2 protein-coding genes (1 of these 2 cut by a window edge) are annotated in these 23,544 nt (G+C 67.7%); one reads left to right on the forward strand and one right to left on the reverse strand.

What is annotated here, in order from left to right; all coding sequences use genetic code 11:
- Positions 1 to 1,134 carry a methyltransferase gene (locus tag NU1_RS17945; RefSeq protein WP_067523040.1) on the forward strand — a complete coding sequence of 378 codons (1,134 nt, stop codon included), beginning with the start codon at positions 1 to 3 and terminating at the stop codon, positions 1,132 to 1,134.
- Here NU1_RS17945 and NU1_RS17950 read toward each other — a convergent pair.
- Positions 1,128 to 23,544 carry the 3' portion of a non-ribosomal peptide synthetase gene (locus NU1_RS17950; RefSeq protein WP_084521547.1) on the reverse strand. 6,107 nt of this gene lie beyond the right edge of the window, so 22,417 of the gene's 28,524 nt are visible here — the last part of the coding sequence; its start codon lies off the right edge, out of view — the gene reads right to left on this strand; it ends in the stop codon at positions 1,128 to 1,130. The two genes, NU1_RS17945 and NU1_RS17950, sit on opposite strands and share 7 nt — an antisense overlap.

The following is a 23,544-nucleotide window of genomic DNA, read 5'->3' on the forward strand; positions in this document are numbered from 1 at the left end:
GTGTCCACCGTTTCCTGGACCGAGAACCACACCGACGCCGCCGCGTCGGAGTACTCCGCACGGTGGCATTCGGAGAACGGCACACCCGCGCCCACCCGGATCACGGTGGCCGACGATCGCACCAAGGCCGATAACGCCTATCGCCTGTGCTGTGAGGGAACCGCCCTGCTGTGGCGCGGCGACTTCCAGAACGCCCGCCAGCTGCTGGCCGCCCTCGGCCGCCGCCTCGACCGGAAAACACCAGCGCCGGTGGACGATCCAGCCGAATTGTTTCGCCAGTACCGCCGCAGCCGCGGCCATCGCGCCCGCGTCCTCGGCCGGGTCCTGGTCGTCTTGGAAGACGACTACTCGCTGGCTCTGCGCCGGGCACCGGAGGTGCGCCTGGCTTGCCGCGAGGCCTATGGTCCGGCACAGGGAACCACGGTGGTAGCGCTGACCGAGTTGCTCGGTGTGATCGGCGCGCACCAGTGGCGGCGGCAGGGGGTGGCCATCCCGTATCTGGACGCCAGCATTCACCCGCACTACGGGGTGTTCTCCCCGGTGCGCGGCGAATATATCGATCTGGTCGCCAGTGCCCCGCTGCCACCCCGGACCCGCATGGCGTTCGACCTGGGTACCGGCACGGGGGTACTCGCGGCCGTGCTGGCCCGTCGCGGTATTTCGCGCATTCTCGCCACCGATGCCAATCTCCGCGCACTCGACTGCGCCCGCGCGACCGTGCGAGATCTGCGCCTCACCGAACAGATCGACGTGGTCGGCCCCGCCCTCTATCCCGAAGGTCGGGCGGACCTCATCGTCTGCAACCCACCCTGGCTGCCCGCCCGTCCCACCTCCGACCTCGAGCAGGGCGTCTACGACCCAGACAGTGCCATGCTCCGGGAGTTCCTCACCGGCCTCCCCGCCCACCTGGAGGCGGGCGGGGAGGGGTGGCTCATCGTGTCCGACCTGGCCGAACGACTGGGTCTGCGCGGCCCCGACGAGTTACCCGCCCTGATCGAGTCGGCGGGCCTACGCGTCATCGACAAACTCGATACCAACCCCCGCCATCGCCGGGCCAAGGAAACGAGCGATCCGCTGCACGCGGCCCGCTCCGCCGAGGTCACCTCGCTGTGGCGGCTGGTCCGGCATCAGTGACCGTCCTCGGCGGTGCGGAGCCGGGCTTCCAGGATCGGCCCGAGCTCGGCCGTCCTATCCGCATTCAGCATGCCGGTGTGCCAGGCGTCGACGGGTATTCGCTCGATCCGTCCGGTGATGTATTCACGCCAGGTGTGCGCGAGTTCGTCGCGGCCCGGTTCGCGGGCTGAGGTGAAGAGCACCGCATCGCCGTCGAAACTCCCCGGCGCGTACGGGATCGGTTGCGAGAAGCTCTCCAATACTCGTTCGACCTGCTGTGGCGTCAGTATCCCGGCGCGGCTGATCCGGTCCGATACCAGCGCGTAGAACTCGTCGATCTCGTCGATCTCCGGAATTTCGTCCAGCCCCAGGGCTTCTCGCCAGCCGCCGAGAATGCGGCCGACGGCCTCGGCGACTTCCCGCGGCTCGGGTTCCGCCGCTTCCCGCGCACCGGTCGTGATGCCCGCGTCCACGAGGGCCAACAGGCCGACCGCATGCCCCATGGCTTGCAGGCGCACGGCCATGGCATGCGCGATCTGGCCGCCCAGCGACCAGCCCAGCAGGTTGTAGGTGGTATCCGGGAATCGTTCGACGAGCTCGCGAACGTACCGATCCGCATATGCGCCAACCGATTCCATTCGAGGCTCGTCGGCGACGATATAGGGATCCTGCAGACCGTGTACCGGGCGATCGGCATCGAGGTGACCCGCCAGGGCTCCGTACACCCAGGCGAGACCGCCACCGGGGTGCACACAGAACAGCGGCGAGCGGTCACCTGATGAACGCAGCGGCGTCAGCACACCCAGCGAGATATCCATCCCGCCGTGCTCGCTGTCCAGGGCTTGCGCGACCGATATCGGTGTCGCGTCGGAGAAGAGCTGGCTGTACCGCAACTGCTTCCCGGTTCGTGCCCGCAGCAGCGAGACGACCCGCACCGCGCTCAGCGAATTTCCGCCCAGGGCGAAGAAGTCGTCATCGGCCCCGACTCGATCCACGGCGAGCACTTCGGCGAATACCTCCGCCACGGCCTGTTCGGTCGCCGTGGCGGGTTCCCGGAACAGTCGCGGGGGGACGATCGGCTCCGGCAGTGCCCGGCGATCCACCTTTCCGCTGGTGGTCATGGGCAGGTCAGCGAGCACCATCACCGCATCGGGCACCATATAGCCCGGGAGGTGGCCGCCCACCGACCGCCGGGCGCGCACCGGATCCACCGTGCGGCCCGGTCGGGCGGTCACGTAGGCGATCAAGCGTGCGGCGGCGCCCTCGGAAGCCACGATGACCACGGCCTGGTCGATGCCCTCGACCTCGGTCAGCGCGGCCTCGACCTCGCCCAGCTCCAGTCGCTGTCCGCGCACCTTCACCTGGAAGTCGGAGCGGCCCACGAATGCCAAAACACCAGCGGCCGAATCGGATTCAGCGGTCATCCAGCGCACCAGGTCGCCGGTGCGATACAGCCGGTCGCCCGGCAGCCCGTACGGATCGGCCACGAAACGCGATGCCGTCAATTCGGGTCGTCCCCGATAGCCGCGCGCCACACCGGGACCCGATACATACAACTCACCCACCACACCGGCGGGCACCGGACGCAACCACGCATCCAGCACCAGCACCGACGTACCGGCGATCACCGAACCCAGCGTGACCGGAGCACCCGCACGCAATTCGGGGCTGGCGGTCACCCAGATCGTCGCCTCGGCTGGACCGTAGAGGTTGTGTACGCGTCGTCGGCGCGTGCGATCGGAGCGCGACCAGCGCGACACCAGCTGCGGCCCGCACCGGTCGCCACCGGTCAGCACCACCCGCAACTCATCGAGCCCCTCGGTATCCATCGACATTGCCACCGCCGGGGTCAGGAACGCGTGCGTGATGTGCTCGGTACGCAGCAGGTGCGCCAACGGTTCACCGCCGTAGACGTCGTCGGGCGCGAGCACCAGGACCGCACCACCGGAGACGGCGAGCAAGAGCTCCAGAATCGCGGCGTCGAACGTCCGCGCGGCGACACCCAGCACCCGTGACTTCCGGTCCACCGCGTATTCGCGCGTATCCGCCGCCAGCAGCGCCGCCAACCCGGTGTGGGTGACTTCCACACCCTTCGGGCGTCCGGTCGAGCCGGAGGTGTAGACGACGTAGGCCGGATTTGTCGGCCGCAACGACCGGCACCGGTCGGTATCGCGCACCGGTGTCCCAGCGAGTTTCGAGAGGTCGAGTTCGTCGAGACGGACCACGTCCACGCCGGAGACCTCGAACCCGGGTTCACCCCAGGTCAGCACGCAGCGGGCACCGGAGTCGGTGCACACGAACCGATTACGGTCCGCCGGATGGGCCGGGTCGATGGACAGGAACGCTGCCCCGGTCTTGGTGATCGCCCAGACCGCCAGCACCCAGTCCCATGATCGTGGGACTCCGATCGCGACCACCGATTCCGGTCCGACTCCACGAGCGATCAGATAGCGCGCCAATCGATTCGAGTATTCGTCGAGCTCGCGGTAGGTGATGCGGCGCTCGCCTTCCACGACCGCGTCCCGGTTCCGATTGGCGGCGACCGCCGCGGCCAGCAGCTCCGGCAGCGTGGCAGCACTCTTGCTCGCGGCCGCGTCGAGGGCATCGCCACGACCGCATTCATCCAGCAGCCGGTACCGCTCGGGGATCGAGAGGATGTCGATATCGCGTACCGGCACCGTCGGATTCGTGGCGATGGCCCGTAGCACCCGATCGAGGCGGCGCGCGAAGGTCGCGGCCGTGGGCTCGTCGAACAGATCGGTGGCGTAGCTGAGATTGACGGGGATGGCTCCGTGTTCGTCGGGGGTATCGGTGAGGGTCAGCGTCAGGTCGAATCGCTCGATACCGGTGTCGGTGCCCGAGGGCGTCACCACCACGCCCGGCAGTTCCAGACCGGTTCGCTCGAGGTTGTGGAAGGCGAGCATTACCTGGAACAGCGGGTTATGTGCCTGGCGGCGCGGTGGATCCAGGGCCTCCACGATCTGTTCGAACGGAATCTCCGCGTGCGCGAACGCATCCAGATCCACACCGCGGATATCGGATAGCAGTTCGGTGAACGGCACCGATTCGTCGACGCGGGTGCGCAGCACCAGCGTGTTGACGAACATGCCGACCAGATCATCCAATTCGGCGGCACCACGCCCGGCCACCGGCGTTCCCACCGCGATATCGCCACTGCCCGACAGGCGCGACAGTACGACCGCCAGAGCGGCGTGGAAGATCATGAACACCGTCACCCCGCGCGCTTGGGCGAGTGCCCACAATCCGGTGACCACATCCGCGTCCACGACGAAGCTGTGGGTGGCCCCCCGATGCGAGGCGATTGCCGGGCGCGGACGGTCGGTCGGCAACTCCAATACCTCGGGCAGATCCCGCAATTGGCCGGTCCAGTACCCGAGCTGACGCGACAGTGCGGAGTCCGGATCGTGCGCCGAACCGAGCGACTCGCGCTGCCACAGCGCGTAATCGGCGTACTGCACCGGCAGCGGCGACCAATTCGGTTGTCCGCCAGCGCACCTCGCCGCATACGCGATCGCGAGATCACGTGCCAATGGGGCCATCGAGAACCCGTCCGCGCTGATGTGATGCACCACCCACACCAGGACGAACTCATCGGGACCCAGCGTCAGCAGTCGCACCCGCAGTGGAACCCGCAGCGCCACATCGAATCCCGACGCGACAATACCGGCAACGGCGGCCGCCGACTCCGCTTCGTCCACCGGTAGCGGATCGAGGTTCACATCCACGGCGGTTCCGAGTTCCTCGATGGGGACCACCAGCTGGAACGGCAGACCGTTCTCGTCGGGATACCGCGTGCGCAGCACCTCGTGCCGACCCAGCACATCCCACACCGCGCCCGACAGGGCCGCCACATCCAGTCCACCCGACAACCGCAGGACCAGGGGGATGCTGTACGCCACCGAGTCCGGGGCGAACCGGTTGACGAACCACATGCGTTGTTGCGCGAAGGACAGCGGCACCCGTTCCGGGCGTGCCCACGGGACCAGGCGCGGACCGGACACCTCCCCGCCGGGGCCGCAGATACGGGTCGCGAGCGATTCCGCGAGGTCCCGCACCACCGGTCGCTCGAAGACGTCGCGCACGCCCACGGTGACGCCCAGCCTGTCGGCCAGTCGCGCCGACAGCCGCGTCGCCGAAAGCGAATTGCCGCCCAGTGCGAAGAAACCGTCATCGAGGCCGACTCGATCGATCCCGGTGACCTCGGTGAAGACCTGGGCCACCACCTCTTCCACCGCGGTGACGGGGGCGCGGTAGGAGGCCTGAGCCAGCAGCGGCTCGGGCAAGCCCGCCTTGTCTACCTTGCCGTTCACTGTGAGGGGCAGTTCGTCGAGCACCATCACCACATCCGGCACCATGTAGCCGGGCAGGGACTGCCCGACCGATTGCCGTACCGCCGCCGGGTCGGGCAGGGATCCCGGGTCGGCCACGATGTAGGCCACCAATCGCGCGGCGGCCTCGTACGGCGCGGCAGCAGCCGCAGGCGGGACGTGAACGACCGCGACGGCCTGTTCGACGCCCTCGACCTCGGTCAGCGCGGCCTCGACCTCGCCCAGTTCCAGTCGCTGTCCGCGCACCTTCACCTGGAAGTCGCAGCGGCCGACGAAGACCAGAACTCCACGGTCCGAATCGGATTCATCGATCACCCAGCGCACCAGATCACCAGTGCGATACAGGCGCCTCCCCGGCCCGCCGAAGGGGTCGGCCACGAAGCACGATGCCGTCGATGCGGGTCGTCCCCGGTATCCGCGCGCCACGGCGGGGCCGGACACATACAGCTCACCCACCGCGCCGAGCGGAACGGGGCGCAACCAGGCGTCCAAGACCACAACCGCCGTCCCCAGAATCGGGCCACCGATTACCACCGGCCGGTCGGGCAGCAATCGCGCGCCCGTCACCCAGATTGTCGCTTCGGCCGGGCCGTACAGGTTGTGCACGGCGCGTCGGTGCGCGCTGTCGGTGCCCGACCAGCGCGAGACCAATTGCGGCGCACAGCGATCACCACCGGTCATGACGATTCGGACATCATCGAGTCCGTCCGCGTCCATCGAGAGCGCCACCGCCGGGGTGAGGAAGGCGTGGGTGATGCGCTGAGCGCGCAATAGCTCCCGCAGTGGCTGCCCGCCGTATATATCGTCGGGAACGATGACCAGCACCGCGCCACTCGATACGGCCAGCAGGAATTCGAAGATGGCCGCGTCGAATGTCCGTGCGGCCACTGTCGATACCCGCGCGTCCGAGGTCAGTTCGAGATCGCGGATCTGACTGGCGACCCGGGTGGCCAGCCCGGTATGGGTGACCTCCACGCCCTTCGGGCGGCCGGTCGAGCCGGAGGTGTACACGACGTAGGCGGTGTTCTCCGGCCGCAACGCCCGACACCGGTCGGCATCGGTCACCGGTGCCGGTGGGCACTCGGCGATGCGGGCCGCGAGGGCGGGCTCGTCGAGAATGAGCCACGTCATGCCGTCCCGCGGTAGCGCGGAGGTATACCGGTCGGTTGTAATCCCAACTCGCACAGCGGCATCCGCGCACACGAATCGATTGCGATCGAGCGGGTGGGCAGGATCGATGGATAGGAACGCCGCTCCGGTCTTGGCAATCGCCCAGACCGACAACACCCACTCCAGTGACCGACGTGCACCCACCACCACGACCGACTCCGGACCCACGCCGGAGCCGATCAGCAAGTGTGCCAATCGATTGGATCGCTCATCGAGTTCGCGATATGTGAGCCTCCGGTCGCCGTCCACTACCGCGTCACCGTCGGGATTGCTCGCTACCGCTGCCGCCAACAATTGCGGCAGCGTCGCAGCGGCATCGGCGGTGGCGGAGTCGAGAGTGCCGTGGTGTCCCCATTCCCGGACGAGTCGGTGTCGTTCGGCGGCCGACAGCGGATCTATATCGCGCACCATGATGGTGGGATCGTGCGTGACGGTGCGCAGAACCTGCTGCAGGCATTCGGAGAACGCCGCGATCGCCGCCGTATCGAAAACGTCGCGCCGGTACTGCAAGCGAATCCGCAGACCGTCCTGCAGAATAACGCTGCAGGTCAGGGGGTAGTGCGTGGCGTCGGCGGCGGTGACCGCGGTGACGGCCACCTCGCCGTCGCCGGTGAGGCGTCGGATGCCGTTGACATCGACGGGATAGGACTCGACCACCATCGCGGTGTCGAACAGCATGTCGCTGCCGGTGACCGCGTGGATATCGGTCAGGCCAAGGTGGTGATGCTCGAGCAGGGCCGCCTGCTCATTGTGGATACGGGTCCACAGCCGGGTGACGCTCTCGGTCGGGTCCAACCGCACCCGGGTCACGATCGTATTGATGAACAGGCCGATAGTGCGATCCGCACCGGGCAATTCGGCGGGACGACCCGATACCGTCGCGCCGAACACCACATCGCCGCGGCCACTCAGGTTCGCCACCATGAGCGCCCAGACCGACTGCATTACGGTATTGACGGTCACGCCCGCCGCGGCGGCTACGGCCACCACTTCCCGGGCAGCGGCGTCATCGATCGTTATCCACTGCTCGGCCACCGCTCCGGTGCCGGTACCGGCAGCTGCGATCAGGGTGGGTTCGGCACCGTCGAGCGCCTCGGTCCACGCGGTGAGTGCCGCCGCGCGATCACGAGTCGCCAACCACGCCAGGAAATCTCGATACGAACCGGCCGTCGTCGGTGTCGTGCCCTCGCCGAGGTATTCGGTGAACAGCTCGGTGATCACCAGCGGGCAGGACCAGCCGTCGAGGATAACGTGGTGGTTGGTGAGGATCAGGGCCCAGCGGTCGGTGTCCAGCCGGGCGACCGTGAACCGGATCAGTGGTGCCGCCGCGAGATCGAAGCGCCGGGCCTTCTCCTGTGCGGCCAACTCCACGAGCTCCGCCTCGGGATTCATGGACGCGGTGAAATCCACTACCTGCCACGGTAGTTCGAACTGTTCGTTGACCACCGCGACACTGCTGCCACCGCTGACGGTTGTGAATGCCGTCCGCAATCCCTGGTGGCGCTGCACCACGGTTGTCGCGGCCTGGCGCAGCCGATCGGGGTCCAGCTCTCCGGTCAGGTGCAACACCACTTGCGAGGCATACACATCGACATCGCCCGCATGGTCGGTCAGCTGGGCATGGAAGAGCAGTCCGGCCTGAAGTGGCGACAGGGGCCACACGTCACTCAGCGACGGGTACGCGCGTTCCAGTGCGGTGATATCGGATTGGGTCAGTTCGACCAGGCCGAAGTCCGATGGCGAATGCCCACCCGCACCCGGGGATTCGGCGTGTTCGGCAATAGCGGTCAGCGCCTGCGACCACAGTGCCGCCAATTCCTCGACCTCGGCGCGGTCCAGCAGTGTGCGCGGAAAGCGGAAGTTCGCCCGCAACCGATCGTCGATCGCGATCGCACTCACATCCATCGCCATCGTGATCGGCATATCCGGATCCGGGGTGGGGTTCACATCGGCCAGGCCACCCTGGATTCCGCTCTCGCCGGTGCCGGAGATACGACCGAGATAGTTGAAGCCGATGCGGCCCGGCATCCGGTCGGGGAGTCGGGCGGCGGTATCGTCGTTGAGGTATCGCAGCAGGCCGTAGCCGATCCCCTTGTCCGGGATCGACCGCAGCGTCTCCTTCACCGACCGCACGGCCGCGCCGACTCCCGCCCCACCGGCGATGACATTGTCCGGTTCGATCCCGGCCAGGTCGAAGCGCACCGGGAACATGGAGGTGAACCACCCGACCGTCCGCGACAGATCCGCGCCGGGCAGGACCTGTTCCTCGCGACCGTGCCCCTCCAGGCGCACCATTACCGACGGCTCGGCGATGCCTCGGCGTTGCCGCCACATCCGCACCGCCACCGCCAGACCCGCGAGCAGACCATCATTGACACCGCCGTGGAAGACCGCTGGGACCGTCGACAGCAGTGCCCGCGTGGTCGGCTCCGGCAATTCCACCGCTACCTGTTCGAGTACCGCGGCCGTATCGATCGCCGGATCCAGGTCGCGCCCACCCCAAACCGGGTCCGGGCCGCTCACCATGGACTGCCACAGCGCCAGTTCACCCGCGCGAACGTCCGAGGTCGCGGCGGCTGCGAGACCGTGTGCCCAGCGCCGCATGGACGTGCCCACCGGTGCGAGCACCGGCACGCCGCCCGCTCGCAGCTGTTCGAACGCCGACAGTAGATCCGGTACCACCACGCGCCAGGACACACCGTCGATCACCAGGTGATGCGCCACCACCAGCAGCCAGCCCGGTGCGGCGGTCCCCGGGTCGAGCCATACGAACCGCACCATTGATCCGGCACTGGGGTCGAGTCGGTCCAGTGCCGAATTCAATTCCAGGGTGGCGATTTCCGCGACGGCGGCCAACCCCGCCTCGGAGTCGACATCCATGGCCTGATCGAGTGCACGCCGATGCAGCAGCGACGAGGCGTCCACCTCGTTGGCGGGTACGACCACCATTGACCATTGCCCGGAGTCATCGCGTCGCAATCGGGAACGCAGCATGTCGTGGCGGTCCAGCACCGCACACACGGCCGCGCTGAGTGCCGCCTCGTCCAACCCGGCCGGCAGCCGTAGGGCGATGTGCTGATCGAACCGCTGAAAACCCTTGTCCCACTCCACCAACCACTGCGCCACCGGCAACAGCGGCATATCTCCGACGCCGCCGCCGGGGAGCTCCACCAGTGCGACGGCGTCATCCTCGGCGGTACGGGCGACCATGGCCAGACGGGCCGCGGTGCGCTGCTCGAAGACATCACGCGGACCGAACACCACGCCCCGCGCCCGCGCCTTGGCCACCACCTGGATGGACACGATTGAATCGCCGCCCAGAACGAAGAAGTCGTCCTCGGCCCCCACCCGGTAAACACCGAGGACCTCGGCGAATATCTCCGCCACGATCCGTTCGGTCGCCGTGGCGGGTGCGCGGAACACCGCCGGTGCGAATACCGGTTCCGGCAATGCCCGCCGGTCCACCTTGCCGCTGCTGGTCAATGGCAATTCGTCGAGCACCATCACCACATCCGGCACCATATAGCCGGGGAGTCGCTGTCCCACCGATTCCCGCACCGCCGCCGGATCCGGCACATACCCGGAGGCGGCGACCACGTAGGCGACCAGCCGCGCTCCCGAGCCGGCGTCGGCGGAATGCACCACCACGACGGCCTGTTCGATGCCCGCCGACGCGGTGAGGGCGGCCTCCACCTCCCCGGGCTCCAGACGCTGACCGCGCACCTTCACCTGGAAGTCGGACCGGCCGATGAACTCCAGAACACCTGTGCCGGAGGCAGACCCCGCATCCGTTGTCCAGCGGACCAGATCGCCCGTGCGGTACAGCCGGTCACCCGGCAGCCCGTACGGATCGGCGACGAATCGCGACGCCGTCAGACCGGTACGGCCCCGGTATCCGCGCGCCACACCGGGTCCCGACACATACAACTCACCCACCACATCGGCGGGTACCGGACGCAACCAGGAGTCCAGCACCCGGACCGACATACCGGCAATGACCGAACCCAGGGTGATGGGCTCGCCCACCAGCAATTCGGCGCTACCGGTCACCCAAATCGTCGCCTCGGCCGGACCGTACAGGTTGTGTACGCGACGCCGACCCGCCGTATCGGTGCGCGACCAACGCGATACCAGCTGCGGCCCGCTGCGATCACCCCCGGTCATTACCACCCGCAGCTCGTCGAGCCCGTCGGTGTCCACCGACAGTGCCACCGAGGGCGTGAGGAAGGCGTGGCTGATGTGGTGGCCGCGGAGGAACTCCGCCAGCGGCGGTCCGCCGTACACGTCCTCGGGCGCGATAATCAGTGCCGAACCACCCGATACCGACAGCAGGAACTCGAGGATCGCGGCATCGAATGTGCGGGCGGCAACGGCCAATACCCGCGAGCCCGCATCGACCGCACAGCGCCGCACATGGTCGGACAGCACGGCCGTCAAGCCGGTATGGGTGACTTCGACGCCCTTCGGGCGCCCGGTCGATCCCGACGTGTAGACGACGTAGGCGGTATTCGACGGCCGCGACGCACCGCACCGATCCCCGTCCGATACCGGCGACGGCGAGCACTGTCGAAGCCGTGCCGCTGTGTCGGGCTCATCGACAATCAGCCACGACACCTCGTCTCCCGGTAAGGAGTGGACCTGGCGTGTCGTCGTAATACCGACTCGCACAGCGGAATCAGTGCATACGAAATGATTGCGGTCCGCTGGGTGCGCCGGATCCACGGACAGGAATGCCGCGCCGGTCTTGGCGATCGCCCACACCGACAGCACCCACTCCAGCGACCGCGGGACACCGATCGCGACCACGGACTCCGGACCGACGCCGTAACCGATCAGTAAGCGCGCCAAACGGTTGGAGTCCTCATCGAGCTCGCGGTAGCTGAGCTGTCGATCCCCGTCCACGACCGCGTTGCCGTCCGGGTTACCCGCCACGGCCGCGGCCAGCAGCTCCGGCAGGGCCGCCGCACGCTCGATCTCGTTGCCGCCGCGCCAGTCGTGCAGGAGCAGCTGGCGTTCCGATGTCGACAGCACATCGATTTCGCGGACCGTCGCGGTGGGATCGGTGGTGAGCGTGCGCAGCACCTGTCGCAGGCGGTGCGCGAACGTTTCGATCACCGCCGGGTCGAATACCTCGGTGTGGTACTGGAGCCGGATGCGGAGGGTGTCCTGCAGGGTCGCGGTGCACGACAGTGGGTAGTGCGTGGAATCGGCGGCGGTGACATGGTCGATCGCCAGCTCGCCGCCGCCGACGGCGTGCTCGATATTGTGGAAGTCGACCGGATACGACTCGAGCACCATGAGGGTGTCGAAGAGGCTCTCATACCCGGTGAGCGTGTGGATTTCGCGCAGGCCGACATGGTGATGGTCGAGGAGGGCGGTCTGCTCGCGGTGGATGCGGGTCCACAGTTGTGCGACGGTCTCGGTGGGATCCAAACGGACCCTGGTCGGAATCGTATTGATGAACAGTCCGATGGTGCGTTCGGCGGTCGGGAGCTCGCCGGGACGCCCGGATACCGTCGCCCCGAACATCACATCGGTGCGACCGGTCGCGTGCGCGGCCATAATCGCCCACGCGGACTGCAGGACGGTATTGACGGTGACGCCCGCGGCGGCGGCCGCGGCCACCAGTTCGCGAGCGTCGGCGCTTTCCAGGATGATCGTCCGGTCCGCCACCGACACCGGTCCGGCAGCGCTACCGGAGCGACCGGCCAGCAGGGTGGGTTCGGCGGCATCGAGGGCAGCGGCCCACGCCGCCTGGGCCGCGTCCCGATCCCGAGTGGTCAACCACGCCAAGAAGTCTCGATACGATCCGGCCGCTCCCGTCTGCTGTTCGCCCGCGTAGAGGGTGAACCAGTCGGTGAGCAGAAGAGGCCAGGACCAGCCGTCGAGGATGACGTGGTGATTGGTCAGGATCAGCGCCCACCGGCCGGTGTCCAGCCGGGCCACCGTGAATCGGATCAGTGGCGCCGCCGCGAGATCGAAGGGTTTAGCCTTCTCCCGCGCGGCCAGTGCCAGCAGTTCTGCCTCCGAATCGGGACTTCCGGTGAGATCCACTACGCGCCATGGCAGTTCGACGCGGTCACAGAGCACCGCCACGCTCACCCCGGCACCGGATGTGGTGAACGCGGTTCGCAGACCCTGATGGCGTTCCAGCAGGGTTGCCGCCGCCGTGCGCAGGCGAGACAGATCCAGTTCACCGGTCATATGCAGGACCAGCTGTGCGACATAGGCATCCACGTCCGCGTGAGCATCGGCCAGGTGGGCGTGGAACAGCAGTCCGGCCTGCAGTGGGGTGACCGGCCATACGTCGCTGAGCGACGGATACGCGAGTTCCAGTGCGGTGACGTCGGATTGGGTGAGATCCACCAGACCGAAGTCCGACGGCGAATGCCCACCGGCACCGGGGGTCTCGGCGCATTCGGCGATGGCGGTCAGCGCCTGCGACCACAACGCGGCCAGCTCCTCGACCTCGGCGCGGTCGAGCAGAGTGCGCGGGAAGCGGAAACTGGTCCGCAGCCGGTCCTCGATGGCAATCGCGTTGACGTCCACCGCCACCGTTACCGGCATATCCGGATCCGGGGCGGCGTCGATTTCGCCCAGACCACCGTGTACCCCGCCGTCGCCGATATCCGCGCCGGAGATCCGACCCAGGTAGTTGAAGCCGATGCGGCCGGGCATGCGATCGGGCAGGTGTGCGGCGGTGTCGTCATTGAGGTACCGCAGCAATCCGTAGCCGATCCCCTTGTCCGGGATCGACCGCAGCGTCTCCTTCACCTGCCGCACTGCCGCGGCGGCATCGTCGGGGGCGATTCCGGTCAGATCGAAACGGACCGGGAACATCGACGTGAACCAACCCACCGTGCGAGAGAGGTCCGCGCCACCGACCACTGCTTCCTCACGGCCGTGGCCCTCCAGGCGCACCAGCACCGATGACTCGTCCAGTCCGCGCCGTGACTGCCACATTCGTACGGCCACAGCCAAACCCGCCAGCAGGCCATCGTTCACGCTACCGTGGAATGCCACCGGTATCGTGCCCAGTAGTGCTCGGGTCACCGATTCCGGCAATTCCACACGTACCTGGTCGAGCGTGGCGGCGGTATCGACCGTCGGGTCGAGTTCGCGTCCACCCCAGAGCGGATCCGGCCCCGCGAGCACGGACTGCCACAATCCCAGCTCCGCTACCCGTGCGGGCCCGGTGGCCGCCGTGACCAGTCCATGTGCCCAGCGCCGCATGGATGTTCCCACCGGTGCGAGCACGGGTTCGTCGCCTGCCCGGACCTGTTCGAACGCCGACAGCAGGTCCGGCACCACCACGCGCCAGGACACACCGTCGATCACCAGGTGGTGCGCCACCACCAGCAGCCAACCGGGCGAGGAGGATTCCGCGCTGTCGGCGGGGTCGAGCCAGACGAACCGCACCATCGAGCCCTGGGCGGGGTTCAGCCGATCCAGTGCCGACTCGAGTTCCACCGCGGCGATTTCGGAGATGGACCGGCGGCCGGATTCCGAGTCGAGGTCGGCACTCGGGTCGAGTACACAGCGATGCAGGACCGAGGCCGTATCCACCTCGTCGGTCGGGGCGACCAGTAGCGACCACTGTCCCACGGCATTGCGCCGCAGTCGGGAACGCAGCATATCGTGCCGGTGCAGTAGCGCACGCACACTCGTGGTCAGCCCCGCCTCGTCCAGGCCGGCGGGCAGACGTAGCACCACATGCTGGTCGAATCGGTCGAATCCCCTACCCCACTCCGTCATCCACTGCGCCACCGGCAAGAGCGGCAGCTCACCCACGCCGCCGCCGGGTAGCTCCGCCAGACCGCCGGTGGTCTCCGCGGCGTCCTCGGCGATCAATGCCAGCCGCGCCGCCGTGCGCTGTTCGAAGACATCCTTCGGGCCGAACACCACGCCCCGTGCGCGGGCCTTGGCCACGACCTGGATCGAAACGATCGAATCGCCACCCAGGACGAAGAAGTCGTCCTCGGCCCCGACCCGATCGATACCGAGGACCTCCGCGAACACCTCCGCCACAATCTGCTCGGTCGGCGTGGCCGGTGCTCGGAATACCCGCGGGGTGAACACCGGTTCGGGCAGGGCGCGACGGTCCACCTTGCCGCTGGTGGTCAGGGGCAGGTCAGCGAGCACCATCACCACATCGGGCACCATGTAGGACGGCAGCTGCCGACCCACGGACTCCCGCACCGCAATCGGGTCCAGGACACCGCCCGCCGCGGCCACCACATAGGCGACCAGCCGCACAGCGGCGGCGTCGCCCGCTTCAGGGGAATGCACGGTCACGACGGCCTGTTCGACTCCCGCCACGTCGGTCAGCGCGGTCTCGACCTCGCCGAGCTCCAGCCGCTGGCCGCGCACCTTCACCTGGAAATCGGACCGGCCCACATACGCCAAAGATCCAGCGCCGATGTCGGACTCGTCGGCCGCCCAGCGGACCAGATCGCCGGTGCGATACAGGCGATCGCCGGGTAGCCCATAGGGATCGGCGACGAACGTCGAGGCGGTCAATGCCGAACGGCCCCGATATCCGCGCGCCACACCTGGCCCCGACAGATACAGTTCACCCGCCACACCGGCGGGGACCGGACGCAACCACGAATCCAGCACCACCGCATCCACACCGGCGATACCCGACCCCAGGGTGATCTGATCACCGGCCCTGAGTTCGGGGCTGATGGCCGCGATAATCGTGGTCTCGGTGGGTCCGTAGGCATTGAAGAACCTGCGCGCACCGGCGATGTCGGTACGCGACCAGCGCGCTACCAGGTGCGGTGAGAAATGTTCGCCGCCAGCAGAGACGACCCGCAGCTCATCGAGCCCCTCCGGTGCCACCGACAGCGCCACCGATGGTGTCCAGAACAGATGGCTCACCCGTTGCGCGCGAAGGAATTCGGCCAGCGGTTCCCCGCCGTACACGTCGTCGGGTGCGAGAACCAGGGCAGCGCCGGCGGGAACGGCAAGCAGGATCTCGAGCATGGCGGCGTCGAAAGTACGTGCGGCCAAGCCCAATACCCGGGAACCGGTGTCTACGGCATATCGATGGAATTGCGCGGCGGCCACCGCGGCGAGTCCGGCATGGGTGATCTCGACACCCTTCGGGCGTCCGGTCGAGCCCGAGGTGTACACGGCGTAGGCAGTATTGGCGGGGCGCAACGACCCGCGCCTGTCCGCATTGGTCAGCGGGGTGCGCGGACAGAGTCGGATCTGTGCCGTCACGGCCGGATCATCGACGACCAGCCACGAAATACCGTCCTGCGGCAGCGATGCCACGTGTTGCCCGGTGGTAATTCCCACCGGTACACCGGAATCGGTGCACATGAACTGATTGCGGCCCAGCGGATGACCCGGGTCCAGGGAGAGGAATCCGGCTCCGGTCTTGGCGATCGCCCAGACCGACAGCACCCACTCCAGCGAGCGCGGGACCCCGATCGCTACCACCGATTCCGGACCGGCGCCGCAGCCGATGAGATGGCGGGCCAAGCGATTCGACGCTTCATCCAGTTCCCGGTATGTCAGTCGCCGGTCGCCGTCCACCACCGCATCACCACTGGGATTGGCCGCGACCGCCGCCGCCAGCAACACCGGGAGCGTCACATCGTCTGCGCCCGCCAGGGTGTCGAGTTCGGGAGTACCGTTGCGGCCCCATTCGCGGAGCAGCCGGTGGCGTTCCGGTGGCGAGAGGACGTCGATCGCGCGCACCGGAAGGGCGGGATCGGCAATCATCGTTTCCAGTACCCGGTACAGACGGCTGGCGAAGTCGGCGATGGTGGCGGGATCGAAAAGATCGGTGGCGTAACCGATGTCGACCGGTATCGAGCCGGTGTCGTCCGGGGTATCGGTGAGGGCAAGTGTCAGATCGAACCGCTCGATACCGGTGTCGGCGCCCGACGCGGTGACCGCGATGCCGGGCAGTGCGATATCGGCGTCGTCGAGATTGTGGAAGGCCAGCATCACCTGGAACAGCGGGTTATGCGCCTGTGTGCGTGGCGGATCCAACGCCTCCACGATCTGATCGAATGGAATCTCCGCGTGCGCGAACGCATCCAGATCCGTGCCCCGGATCTCGGCCAGCAGGTCCGCCACCGAGACCGCTTCATCGATCCGGGTGCGCAGCACCACGGTATTGACGAACATGCCGATCAGATCATCGAGTTCCGCCGCACCGCGGCCGGAAACCGGCGTTCCCACCGCGATATCGCCGCGGCCCGACAGGCGCGACAGCAGCACCGCCAAGGCCGCGTGGAAGACCATGAACACCGTGACGCCGTGTGCCTGTGCGAGGCCGTGTAATCCGGAGACCACACTTGGCTCCAGAACGAAGCCGTGGGTCGAGCCCCGATGCGATGCGACCGGCGGGCGCGGACGATCGGTCGGCAACTCCAATACCTCGGGCAGATCCCGCAATTGGCCAGCCCAGTACTCGAGCTGCCGCGAGAGCAATGACTCCGGATCGCTGGTCGAACCCAGCGATTCCCGCTGCCACAGGGCGTAATCGGCGTACTGCACCGGCAGTGGCACCCAGTCCGGTTCCCGGCCAGCGGACCTCGCGGCGTAGGCGGCCGCCAGGTCGCGGGCCAGCGGTGCCATCGAGAAGCCATCCGCGCTGATGTGGTGAACCACCCAGACCAGCACGAACTCATCGGGGGCGATGGTCAGCAGCCGCACCCGCATCGGAATCTGCTGTGCCAGGTCGAAACCCGTCGAGACGACGGCGGCGATCGCGGTGACCAGTTCGTCCTCGGCCACCGGAGAACCGGTCATTTCCACATCCACCGCGGTGGCCAGTTCCTCGATCGGGACCGCGATTTGGCACGGGACGCCACCCTCGTCGGGATACCTGGTGCGCAGTACCTCGTGCCGTTTCAGCACATCGCGCACGGCATCCGAGAGCGCCGCCACGTTCAACCGTCCCGACAGGCGCAATACCATCGGAATGCTGTAGGCCGCAGATTCCGCCGCGAAGCGGTTCACGAACCACATGCGCTGCTGTGCGAACGACAGAGGCACCCGCTTCGGACGCGTCCGCGCAACCAGCCGCGCGCCAGTGTCCACCACCGGCGAATCCGTGCTGCGAGCGGTCAGCAATGCCGCCATCGCCTCGACCGCCGCGGTGGCGAATACGTCGCGGACACCCACGGTGACACCCAGACCGTCGGTCAGCCGGGTCGAAAGTCGGGTCGCCGATAGGGAATTGCCACCCAGTGCGAAGAAGTCGTCATCCAGGCCGACTCGGTCGAGCCCGAGGACTTCGGCGTATACCCCCGCCACGAGCTGCTCGGTCTCGGTCGCGGGTGCTCGGTAGGACGCGCGGGCCGTTGCCGGATCGGGCAGTGCGACCTTGTCGACCTTGCCATTGATCGTCACCGGCAGCTCATCGAGCACCATGACGACATCCGGCACCATGAACCCGGGCAGGCGATGCCGCACCGCGGCCCGCACCGCCGCCGGGTCCGGCACGGCTCCCGGACCGGCCACCACGTAGGCGACCAGGCGCGCACCACTGTCCGGGGCATGCACGATGACGACGGCCTGTTCGATTCCCGGTACGTCGGTCAGCGCGGCCTCGACCTCGCCCGGTTCCAATCGTTGGCCGCGTACCTTCACCTGGAAGTCTGCACGTCCGACGTAGACCAAAGTACCCGCGTCCGAATCGGATTCGGCTGCCGATACCCAGCGGACCAGGTCGCCCGTGCGATACAGGCGCTCGCCCGGAGCGCCGAACGGATCGGCTACGAAACGCGATGCCGTCAGCCCCGCACGACCCCGATATCCTCGCGCCACACCCGGACCCGACACATACAACTCACCCACCACACCGGCGGGCACCGGACACAACCACGAATCCAACACCCGTACCGAGAGATCGGCTACCACCGATCCCATGGTGATCGGTTGGTCCACCAGCAATTCGGCACTGCCGGTGACCCAGATCGTCGCTTCGGCTGGACCGTACAGATTGTGCACCCGTCGGCGACCTGTCGCATCGGTGCGCGACCACCGGGCGACCAGCGCGGGTGGGCATGCCTCACCCGCCGCGGTGAATACCTCCAGGTCGTTCAGCCCGCCGGGGTCCATGGTGGCGGCCACCGTCGGGGTGAGGACGGCGTGGGTGATGCGCTCGGCGCGCATCAGTTCGGTCAGTGGCTGCCCACCGTAGACATCCGATGGGGTCACCACCAGAGCCGCCGAACCGGATACCGCCAGTAGCAGTTCGAAGATCGCCGCGTCGAATGTCCTTGCGGACACGCTCAATACCCGCGACGTCGCACGTACCGCATAGCGCTGCCGCTGCTCACCGCACACGCCCGCGAGTCCGGCGTGGGTGACCTCGACACCCTTCGGGCGGCCCGTCGAACCCGAGGTATAGACGACATACGCGGTGCAGTGCGCATGCAGCGGCGCACCTCGGTCCGCATCGTCCACGGGGATGTGTGCGCACCGCTGGATCTGCGATACGACAGCGGGATCATCGACCACCAGCCACGATATATCCGTGCACGGCAGTGCCGCCGAATGCCGGGCGACCGTAATACCCACCGGTGCACCGGAGTCCGCGCACATGAACTGGTTGCGGTCCAGGGGGTGGCCGGGGTCCAGGGACAGGAATCCGGCTCCGGTCTTGGCGATCGCCCAGACCGACAGCACCCACTCCAGCGAGCGCGGGACCCCGATCGCTACGACCGTCTCGGGGCCGATACCGAGTCCGATGAGGTAGCGCGCCAATCGATTCGAACGCTCATCCAGTTGGCGGTACGTGAGCTGCTGGCCTTCGTAGACCACCGCGGGGCCGTCCGGATTATTCGCGACGGCTGCCGCCAACAACTCCGGCAGCATCGCATAGCGGGCCGCGCGGCCGGGGTTGCCGCCGTGCCCCCACCGTCCCAGCTGCTCTCGGTCGGATGCGGAGAGCACGTCGATATCTCGTACCGGCGCGGTGGGATCGTGGGTGATCGATCGCAACACCTGGTGCAGGCGCTGGGAGAAGTCCGTGATCGCATACTCGCCGAATACTTCCGGGCGGTACTGCAATCGAATCCGCAACACGTCCTGCAAGGTGAAGCTGCACGTCAGGGGATAGTGCGTGGCATCGGTCGCGGTGACTCCGCTGATCTGCATATCGCCGCGCGCGGTGATGCGCCGAATGGTGCGCTCGTCAATGGGATAGGACTCGAAGACCATGACGGTGTCGAAGAGGCTGCCGGTACCCGCCAGCTCGTGGATATCGGTGAGACCCAGGTGGTGATGGTCGAGCAGGACGGCTTGCTCATTGTGGATTCGAGCCCACAGTTGGGTGACGGTCTCGGTCGGCCGCAGCCGGACCCGAGTCGGGATCGTATTGATGAACAGGCCGATAGTGCTTTCGGCACCGGGTAGTTCACCGGGGCGCCCCGATACCGTCGCACCGAACACCACATCGTCGCGGCCGCTCAATTGCGCCATCATGAGCGCCCACGCCGACTGGAGCACCGTGTTGACCGTGACGCCCGCGGCGGCGGCCGCCGTCAGCAGTGCCTGGTTCTCGCCATCGTCGAGTGCGATCGACCGTTCCGCCACCGCACCGGACTCGGCCGCGGCGGTACCTCCGACCAGGGTTGGTTCGGCACCGTCGAGGGCTTCCGACCATACGGTCAGGGCCGCGTCACGATCACGGGTCGCCAACCAGGCCAGGAAGTCTCGGTATGAACCGGCCGGGTCGTCACCGACGGGGTCGGCGTCCGCGTATCGGGTGAAGAGTTCGCTGAGCAACAAAGGCCAGGACCAGCCATCGAGGATCACGTGATGATTGGTCAATACCAGTGCCCACTGATCGGTCTCCAGCTCCGCCACCACGAATCGCAGCAGCGGCGCGACCGCCGGATCGAAGCGCTCGGCCTTCTCGGCGACGGCGAGCTCGGCCAGGCGCTCGTCAGCGTCCGAGTCGGAGCTGACAGTGAGATCGACTACCCGCCAGGGCAGTTCGACATCAGTCGAGACCACCGCGACGCTGACGCCGCTACCGGTCGTGGTGTACGCGGTCCGTAAGATCTGGTGCCTGTCAACCAGGGCGACCGCGGCCGCGTGCAGACGATCAACGTTCAGGCTGCCGGTCAGGCGCAGCACCATCTGCGCGGTGTACAGGTCGACGCCGGTGGCGGTGGCGGAAAGGTCGGCGTGGAACAGCAATCCGGCCTGCAATGGGGTCAGCGGCCACACATCACTCAGCGATGGGTACGCGAGTTCCAGTGCGGTGATATCGGATTGGGTCGACCCGACCAGCTCGAAGTCCGAGGGGGAATGCCCGCCCGCACCGAGCGTTTGCGCGTGCTCGGCGATCGCCGTCAGCACCTGCGACCACAATGCCGACAGTTCCTCGATATCCGCGCGGCTCGACAGGGTGCTGGGGAAACGGAAACTGGCCCGCAGCCGGTCGTCGATCACGATCGCGGTCACATCCACCGCGGTCGTCACCGGCATATCCGGATCCGGGGTGGAGTTCAGTTCGCCTAGACCACCGTCGATTCCGTCCACGCCGGTGCCGGTGACACGGCCCAGGTAGTTGAAGCCGATCCGGCCCGGCATGCGATCGGGCAGTAGCGCGGCGGTCTCGTCATTGAGATACCGCAGCAATCCGTAACCGATCCCCCTGTCCGGAATCGACCGCAACCTCTCCTTCACCGACCGCACCACCGCACCGACCTCGGTGCCGGCCGCCAGCACCCCCTCGAGATCGATGCCGGTCAGATCGAAACGGACGGGGAACATCGATGTGAACCAGCCCACCGTGCGCGACAGGTCCGCACCGCCGACGACCTGTTCCTCGCGGCCGTGCCCTTCCAGGCGCACCAGCACCGACGGCTCATCAATCCCGCGGCGGCCGCGCCAGATACGCACCGCCACAGCCAAACCCGCGAGGAGAGCGTCGTCCACGCCGCCGTGGAAAACGGCCGGAACCCGCGCCAGTAGCGCCCGGGTCACCTGCTCGGGCAGTTCCAGTCGGACCTGCTCGACGACTGCGGCCGTATCCAGATCCGGGTCCAGTTCGCGCCCGCCCCACACCGGGTCCGGCCCGGCCAGCATCTCCTGCCACAGCGCCAGTTCCCGCACCCGCTCGGGGTGGGTGGCCGCCGCGGCGAGTCCGTGCGCCCAACTCCGCATGGACGTTCCCACCGGGGCGAGCGTCGGTGTATCTCCGGCCCGCAGCTGTTCGAACGCCGACAGCAGATCCGGCACCACAATGCGCCACGACACACCGTCGATCACCAGGTGGTGGGCTACTACCAGCAACCAGCCGGGCACACCGGCATCGGCCGCGTCGAACCAGACGAAGCGCACCATGGCACCGGCCGCGGGATCGAGTTGATCCAATGCCGACTCGAGTTCCGTCGCGGCGATATCCGCGATCGCGTCGCGGCCGGTTGCGGAGTCGACGGTGTCGAGCGTGCGCCGGCGCAGTAGCGCGATCGGATCGATAGTGCCCGGTGGGGGCACGGCCAGCGACCACTCACCGGATTCCTTGCGCCGCAACGCCGAACGGAGCATGTCGTGCCGATCCAGCACCGCACCGATGGCGTCGAGCAGCGCCGTTTCGTCCAACCCGGTGGGCAGGCGCAGCACTACGTGCTGGTCGAATCGACTGAATTCGCTACCCCACTCCACCATCCAGCGCGCCACCGGCAGGAGCGGCAGCTCCCCCACTCCGGCGCCTGCCGACTCCGCTGTCGCACCGGCTGTCTCGGCCTCGGGCGTCCGGGCGATCAGCGCCAGACGGGCCGCGGTGCGCCGCTCGAAGATATCCTTCGGGCCGAACACCACCCCGCGGGCGCGGGCCTTGGCCACGACCTGGATCGAAACGATCGAATCGCCACCCAGGACGAAGAAGTCGTCCTCGGCCCCGACCCGGTCGATACCGAGGACCTCCGCGAAGACGTCCGCCACGATCTCCTCGACGGCGGTCACGGGCGCCCGGAACGTCTGCTCGGTGACGACCGGTTCCGGCAGCGCGCGGCGGTCCACCTTGCCGCTGGTGGTCAAGGGCAGCGCGGCGAGCACCATCACCGCATCCGGCACCATGTATCCCGGCAGGTGCCGGGTCACCGACTCCCGCACAATCGCGGGGTCCAGCACACATCCCGGCCCGGCGACCACGTAGGCCGCCAGGCGGGTAGCGGCACCGCCGTCGGGAGAATGCACGATGGCCACGGCCTGGTCGACGCCGTCGACGTCGGTCAGGGCGGCCTCGATCTCGCCCAGTTCCAGTCGCTGTCCGCGCACCTTCACCTGGAAATCGGAGCGGCCGACATACACCAGAACAGCAGCGCCCGAATCGGATTCGTCGCAGGGCAGCCACCGAACCAGATCGCCCGTGCGATACCGGCGCGCGCCCGGTAGACCATTCGGATCTGCGACGAATCGCGAGGCGGTCAGCCCCGGCCGCCCCCGATATCCGCGTGCCACACCGGGTCCCGATACATACAACTCACCCACCGCACCGGTGGGGACCGGACGCAGCCACGAATCCAGCACCACCGCGGATATACCGGCGATCGGCCCACCGATTCCCACCGGGCGCTCCGGTGCCAGCTCCGCGCCGGTAACCCAGATCGTCGCCTCGGCCGGGCCGTACAGGTTGTGCACCCTGCGCCGAGCCGCGAGATCGGTCCCCGACCATCGCGACACCAGCTGCGGTCCGCACCGGTCGCCGCCGGTCATGACGACGCGCAGATCATCGAGCCCATCGGCGTCCATCGACAATGCCACCGCCGGTGTCAGGAACGCGTGGCTGATGCGCTCTCCGTACAGCAGCTCCCACAGTGGCTGTCCGCCATAGACGTCCTCGGGTGCGAGAACCAGTACCGCGCCGCCGGATACCGCCAGTAGCAGTTCGAGTATCGCCGCGTCGAATGTCCGTGCGGCAACGCCC

Source organism: Nocardia uniformis NBRC 13702 (genome assembly GCF_001613345.1).
Classification (GTDB): domain Bacteria; phylum Actinomycetota; class Actinomycetes; order Mycobacteriales; family Mycobacteriaceae; genus Nocardia; species Nocardia uniformis.